Origin of the sequence: Aeromonas sp. R7-5, assembly GCF_040908015.1 — a bacterium.
Classification (GTDB): Bacteria; Pseudomonadota; Gammaproteobacteria; order Enterobacterales; family Aeromonadaceae; genus Aeromonas; species Aeromonas caviae.
Window position 1 is genome coordinate 59,042 of record NZ_JBFOCZ010000010.1, and the last position, 6,840, is coordinate 65,881.

The 6,840-nt window shown below is 62.0% G+C and carries 6 protein-coding genes; 4 read left to right on the plus strand and 2 right to left on the minus strand.

The annotated features are described in order from the left end of the window. Positions 1-15: 15 nt before the first annotated feature. The gene (locus AB5Y53_RS03695; RefSeq protein ID WP_368181144.1) at positions 16-1,173 is read right to left on the minus strand and encodes an efflux RND transporter periplasmic adaptor subunit; all 1,158 of its coding nucleotides are present in this window, start codon (positions 1,171-1,173) and stop codon (positions 16-18) included. Between the two features lie 155 nt (positions 1,174-1,328). Here AB5Y53_RS03695 and AB5Y53_RS03700 point away from each other — a divergent pair, with 155 nt between their 5' ends. Both AB5Y53_RS03700 and AB5Y53_RS03705 read left to right on the plus strand, forming a co-directional pair. Further along, positions 1,329-2,057 (plus strand): response regulator, encoded by a 729-nt coding sequence (locus AB5Y53_RS03700; RefSeq protein WP_048208200.1) that lies wholly within the window; start codon positions 1,329-1,331, stop codon positions 2,055-2,057. Then, entirely contained in the window at positions 2,054-3,133 is a 1,080-nt protein-coding gene (locus tag AB5Y53_RS03705; RefSeq protein WP_368181145.1) for an ATP-binding protein, read from the plus strand. Before AB5Y53_RS03700 ends, AB5Y53_RS03705 begins: the two co-directional genes overlap by 4 nt. A 144-nt stretch (positions 3,134-3,277) precedes the next feature. Here AB5Y53_RS03705 and AB5Y53_RS03710 read toward each other — a convergent pair whose 3' ends face one another. Beyond that, complete coding sequence (locus AB5Y53_RS03710; RefSeq protein ID WP_368181146.1) at positions 3,278-4,768, minus strand: SulP family inorganic anion transporter; 1,491 nt, start codon at positions 4,766-4,768, stop codon at positions 3,278-3,280. A gap of 576 nt (positions 4,769-5,344) precedes the next feature. Between AB5Y53_RS03710 and AB5Y53_RS03715 the strand changes: the two genes are divergently transcribed. Together AB5Y53_RS03715 and hcp1 are read left to right on the plus strand one after the other, a co-directional pair. Continuing rightward, positions 5,345-6,109 carry a LuxR family transcriptional regulator gene (locus AB5Y53_RS03715; RefSeq protein ID WP_368181147.1) on the plus strand — a complete coding sequence of 255 codons (765 nt, stop codon included), beginning with the start codon at positions 5,345-5,347 and terminating at the stop codon, positions 6,107-6,109. 231 nt (positions 6,110-6,340) lie between these two features. Beyond that, the coding region (gene hcp1 / locus AB5Y53_RS03720) for a type VI secretion system effector Hcp1 (protein ID WP_368181148.1) at positions 6,341-6,840 on the plus strand (500 nt) is incomplete at its 3' end.

Genomic DNA, 6,840 nt, shown 5'->3' on the forward strand with positions numbered 1-6,840 from the left:
GAAAACGTCTCCGATTCAGCGGTTACCGGCGTCAGCCTGCTGGCTGACTGCGGGGGATTGCCAGGGATGGGCAATGACTTGTGCCCCCGGGGTCAGACGGTCGATCCCTTCGATCACCACCCGCTGTCCGGCGTTGAGCCCGGACGTGATGCGGTACTGGCTATTCACCAGTTCAGCGGTGTTGACCGGAACCAGTTGTGCCTGCCCCTGGCCATCCACCACCCACACGCTGGTCTGGCCCGATGTGCGCACCATCGCCTGCTGAGGCACGCTCAGGGCGTTGGCATAGCGGGCACGGGGAATGCGCGCCTGTACGTAGAGGCCGGGCAAGAGCCGCCGCTCCGGGTTGTCCACCAGTACCCGCAGCAGTACGTCACCGGTACCGGCATCCACCTCGATGCCGGAGAAGAGGATGTGTCCCTGCATGCCGAGCGGCTTGCCGTCGCTGCCGAGGATGTCCACCGCCAGTTCCGGTGTCGTCGAGCCAGCCTGCTGGCGCAGGGTGTCCAGCACAGAGGCCGGTTGACGCACATCGACGTAGACCTGATCGATCTGCTGGATCCTGGCCATGGGGGTGGCATCGGTGGGGGACACCAGGGCCCCTTCACTCACCAGCGCCTGATCGATGCGCCCGGCGATGGGGGCTTCCACGCTGGCAAATTGCAGGTTCAGCTGGTGCCGGGCCAGGGTCGCCCTGGCCTGGGCCACGTCGGCGGCCGCCTGATCACGCTGGGAGACCGCATCGTCATAGGTCTGGCGGCTGATGGCCTCGGTGCGCAGCAGCGGCATCAGACGGTCAATCTGGATACGGGCGCGGGCCAGCACGGCCTCCGCCCGCTGCAATGCTGCGGTGGCGCTGTCGACATCCGCCTTGAAGGGGGCCGGATTTATCTGGAACAGCACGGTGCCTGCGCCGATTTCGGCGCCCTGCTCGAACAGGCGGCGCTGCACGATGCCGCTGATCTGGGCCCGAATCTCGGCACTGCGCAGCGCGGCCACCCGGGCGGGCAGATCCTCGCTGATGACCAGGTCCTGTTCTGCCAGCGTCATCACCGACACCTGAGGACGGGTCGGCGCATCTTGCGCTTGCGTCGCCCCATCGCAACCTGCCAACCCGAATGCGGCAATGACGGCGAGCAGGGCGCCCGCATACCGCTGTTTGACAAACATCATACTCACCTCGTTAAACCGTCTCCCCGGCATGGTGTTGCCGCGAGAGCACATCGAGCGGGCATTATGGCGAGGGGCTATTGCGAATGATTCGAGGCTTTGTGGAGAATCCATGGAGGCGGTGATAAAGTTCAAGCCCACCATTTTCGAGTCCGACCATGTCGTATCTTCCTGCTTCCGCCAACCCGGCGGCCCAGTCACTGGTACTGATTGCAGAGGATGAAGCCGAGATAGCCGACATCCTCGCCGCTTACCTGCAACGCCACGGATTGCGCACCCTGCATGCCGCCGATGGCCGCGAAGCCCTGGCCATGCACCAGACATGCAAACCCGATCTCCTGTTGCTGGATGTGCAGATGCCGCAGCTCGACGGCTGGCAGGTGCTCAGCGAGATCCGGGCCCGTGGCGACACGCCGGTGATCATGCTGACCGCCCTGGATCAGGACCTCGACAAGCTGATGGGGCTGCGCATGGGGGCGGATGACTATGTGGTCAAACCCTTCAACCCGGCCGAAGTGGTGGCTCGGGTACAGGCGGTGCTCAGACGCAGCCAGGCTGCGAAGCAGACCACGGCCCGGGTGCTGCGGGTCGGCCCCTTCCAGATCGATCTGGAGAGCCACGAGGCCAGCATTTGCCGTGATGAGGGGCAACAGATGCTGGATCTGACCCTGACCGAGTTCAAGTTGCTCGCCTCCCTGATGCGGGCTCCCAAGCGGGTGTTCAGCCGGGCCGAACTGCTGACCCACTGCCTGCCGGAGGGGGATACCCAGGAGCGCACGGTGGACAGCCACATCAGCAAGCTGCGCAAGAAGCTGGAGGCACAGGGCATCCAAGGGGTGCCCGCCAGTGTCTGGGGCGTCGGCTATCGCTTCGGGGGCGATGCGTGACATCGGCCCCCGGCCTGCGCAGGCAGATCATCCGCTCCCTGGGATTGATGGCGCTCGGCATCATCTGCCTCGCGGTGATCGGCACCTATGTGTTCTACGCCATTGCCGTGACCTATGTGCCTGGCAGCATCTCCGAGAGCTGGATGCCCTCCAGGGTCGAGATGATCTGGATTGGCTCGACCATTCTCATTGCATTGGGGATGGCGCTGTACGTGGCGGTGCACCTCTCTCGGCGCATCCTGACCCCGCTCAATTCGGTGGCAACCAGCCTGCGAGAGGTGGCAGAGGGCAAACTCGATGCGCGCGTGCCGCTGGATGAACAGGCGATCGGGGAGACGGCGCAACTGGTGCGGGACTTCAACACCATGGCCGAGCGGCTGCAGAGCATGACCCGTGAGCGGGAGTTCTGGAATGCCGCCATCGCCCACGAATTGCGCACCCCGGTGACCATCTTGCGTGGCCGCTTGCAGGGGCTGGCCGAAGGGGTATTTCCGCCAGAGCGTGCGCTCTTTGAAGGCTTGCTGCGTCAGGTGGAGGGATTGACCCACCTGATCGAAGACTTGCGGGTACTCAGTCTCAACGACAGCGGCCACCTGGAGTTGCAACGAGAGGCGATCAGTCTGGCCGACGAGCTTGACGTGGTGCTTGAGGCGTTTGCCACCCCTCTGGCCGCGAGCGGTTTCACCCTCAAGCGGGAACTCGATGCCGAACTCTGGGTCTGTTGCGATGCACTTCGCATCCGTCAGGCCCTGATGGCGCTGCTGGAAAATGCCCAGAAGCACGCGGTGCCGGGCATGCTGACCGTGCGCCTGCATCGTTCGGGCACCCAGTGCATCCTGAGCGTGGAAGACGAAGGGCCTGGCATCAGCGAGGAGGTCGCCGCCCATATCTTCGAGGCGTTTCGCCGGGGGGATCCGTCACGTTCGCGCAAGAGTGGCGGCAGCGGGCTCGGGCTGGCGGTGGTCAAGGCGATTGCCGAGGCCCACGGCGGCAGTGCGGTCTGCCAATCCGGCGGGCGGGGCGGCACCCTGTTCCTGCTTTCCTGGCCCCTCTTGCACCCTGACGGCAGGTCATGACCCCGCATTGCCGCATCGGCTCGGGATGGGCGCGCCGAGGCGCGCGTGTTGACTGTGATCCAACAGCCCAAAAAAAGCCCATCTCATGGGGAGAGACGGGCTTTTTTTATGGCTTGCAGGCAGCGCCCTCATGGGGCGCCGGGATCAATGCTCGGCCAGCAGGGGCTCTCCCTCCTGGCGTTTGTCGTGGATGGCAAAGCGATCGACCAGGGTGGCACTGGCGTCGTTCAGGCCGATGACCGCCACCTCTTTCCCCTCACGGCGGAACTTGATGACCACCTTGTCGAGGGCCGTGATGGCGGTGATGTCCCAGAAGTGGGCGTGCGTCAGGTCGATGATTACCTTCTCCACTTCCTCCCTGAAATCGAAACCGGCCAGGAACTGCTCGGCGCTGGCAAAGAAGACCTGGCCCCGCACCAGATAGGTACGCACGGCGCCGCTGCGCTCGCTGTCGCTCTTGACCAGCATGACGCGGGCAACCTTGTGGGCGAAGAAGAGAGAGGCGAGCAGCACCCCCACGAAGACCCCGAGTGCCAGGTTGTGGGTCGCGACCACCACGGCGACAGTGGTCACCATCACCAGGTTGGTGGAGAGGGGGTGGCTCTTCAGGTTGCGTACCGACTCCCAGGAAAACGTGCCGATGGAGACCATGATCATCACGGCCACCAGGGCGGCCATGGGGATCTGACGGATCCACTCATCCATGAAGACCACCATCAGGATGAGCAGGGTCCCCGCCACGAAGGTGGAGAGGCGGCCGCGGCCACCGGATTTGATGTTGATGACGGACTGGCCAATCATGGCGCACCCCGCCATGCCTCCCAGCAGACCGGCGCCTATGTTGGCGATCCCCTGACCCTTGCACTCGCGGTTGCGATCGCTTGGAGTGTCGGTCATCTCGTCGACGATGGCTGCTGTCATCATGGACTCGAGCAGTCCCACCACCGCCAGCCCCGCTGAATAGGGGAAGATGATGGCCAGGGTCTCCAGATTGAGGGGCACGTCGGGCCAGAGGAAGACCGGCAGGGTATCGGGCAACTCGCCCATGTCGCCCACGGTACGGATGTCGATGCCCAGGGTGATGGCCACCGCCGTCAGGATGACGATGCACAGCAGGGGAGAGGGGAGCAGTTTGCCCACCAAGGGAACGAGCGGGAACAGATAGATGATGCCAAGCCCGGCCGCGGTCATGGCGTAGACCTGCCAAGTGACGTTGGTGAGCTCGGGCAACTGGGCCATGAAGATAAGGATGGCCAGGGCGTTGACGAAGCCGGTCACCACGGAGCGGGAGACGAATCGCATCAGGCTGCCGAGCCTGAGGTAGCCCGCCGCTATCTGGAAGAGGCCGGTGAGCAGGGTGGCTGCCAGCAGATACTGCAGGCCATGTTCCTTGACCAGGGTCACCATCAGGAGCGCCATGGCGCCGGTGGCGGCGGAAATCATGCCGGGACGACCGCCGACGAAGGCGATGACCACGGCGATGCAGAAGGAGGCATAGAGGCCGACCTTGGGGTCGACGCCCGCAATGATGGAGAAGGCGATGGCCTCGGGGATCAGCGCCAGGGCGACGACGATGCCCGACAGCAGATCGCCCCGTATGTTGGAGAACCACTCTTGTCTTGCACGTTCCAGCATGGGGATTTTCTCGCTCGTTGAGGATCCATGGCCACAGGCCCGCAAATCAGGGGGAATGGCGGGGATCACAGGATTGGACTGGCTGTTGATGGTCGGGTAAACCGGCCGGTCGGCATAACAGGAGTCAAGCGGCAGAGGCCGCACAGGGCAGGGTCAGGGCGGCGTGACGGCCACCCCAGAGCACATAACAGGCATAAGGGGCGCATGTTAACAGCCGGTGCCAAGCCGGGGAAGCCCGAAAGGGCCAGAAACGGGGAGATGGGACACAAAACGATTGGCCTGTCAGTGATCAAGGTCTCATCTGGAAAGTTTATTATCCCTTCCCCGCCGAGTGCTGTTATATGATTGCGATGTTTTTTGCAAAAACTCGTGATTTTAATGCAGTTAAGTTCTGGTTATTGGTATTTCTCTCTAAGTCATACCCTTCATCCCGCCGAGAGCGAGCCCCTTGAGGCTCATGGCGGGCCCTGAGATCAGGGTTTCACGGGTTCCGTTTCTATTTGTTGGCACGTGATTCAGCTCCCATTGGGTTTCATGAAAAACAATGCCGACACCATTTGAAAACAATTCGACAACATGGATACAAGCTACGCGTTAGATCTCATCTCCCGGTTCGAACAGGCCGACGATGAGCACACCATAGTGGCGTTGCTGCGCCAGTTGACGACACAGGCGGGATTTGACTACTTCAGATTGGCCCTGATGTCTCCCAGCACCATACAGCGACCGGATGTCACCATCTTCAATGGTTGTCCTCAGGAGTGGGTTGACGCCTATACCCAGGCCAACTTCTTTGCCATCGATCCCGTCGTCCAGCGCGGCATGGAACAGAGCACCCCCATCCTGTGGGCGGATCTCATGGTGCAGGGGGTCTGTGACGATGAGCGCCTTGCCGTGATGATGCTCGCGCAGCAGGCGGGATTGCGCGACGGTATTACGTTTCCCTGGCACGGGGCCAACGGTCATGTGGGCCTGCTCTCCCTGATCACCAGCACACCTCGCACCAGAGCGCATTGGCTCTCTGCGGTGCCTTTTCTCAGCTGGCTATCCATGCATATCTTCGAGGCGGTGGTGAGGGTCTGCCTGGTAGGAGAGTCCTCTCATGATGCCCTGAGCCTGCGCGAGCTGGAGGTGTGCCGCTGGGCGGCGGAAGGGAAGCAGACGAGCGATATTGCGCAGATCCTGGGGATCACCCCGCGCACGGTGACCTTTCATCTGAACAATGTGGTCACCAAGCTGGGGGCCAGCAGCAAGTGCCAGGCGATCTCGTGGGCGTTGAAACAGGGGGTGGTGAGGTTGAACGTAGAGCTGGCCGCCGTCGCCAATGTGGATGAGCAGTAGTGTTCCCGTCGGATTGGCGCAAAAAATTGCGCATATACCAGAAGATTGAACTGCCAGTGCAATGACTGATGGTCAAACGTGTTGAAAAGTACAACTTATTGCGCCGAGCGTACTGCTGTGTGGGGAGATTTTTTATAACTGATTGAAATGTAATGGGTAAAAAGAGTGGCATGGACGCTGCTAACGGATTCGGGCGAGTGTCATAACCGTTCAACCATCAGGAGCAATTCCATGCCAACCCCATGTTATATCAGCATCGAAGGTAAAACCCAGGGCAACATCACCGCCGGTGCCTTCACCTCCGATTCCGTCGGCAACATCTTCGTGCAGGGCCACGAAGACGAGATGCTGGTACAAGAGTTCCAGCACGTCGTCACCGTGCCGACCGATCCGCAATCCGGTCAGCCGGCGGGTCAGCGTGTCCACAAGCCGTTCAAGTTCACCGTTGCCCTGAACAAGGCCGTGCCGCTGATGTACAACTCCCTGGCCTCCGGCGAGATGCTGCCGAAAGTGACCCTGAAGTGGTATCGCACCTCCGTCGAGGGCAAGCAGGAGCACTTCTTCAGCACTGTGCTGACCGATGCCACCATCGTTGACATCGACTGCCAGATGCCCCACTGCCAGGATCCGGCGAAGTCCGACTTCACCCAGCTGATCCAGGTCTCCATGGCCTACCGCAAGATCGACTGGGAGCACACCGTTGCCGGCACCTCTGGTGCGGATGACTGGCG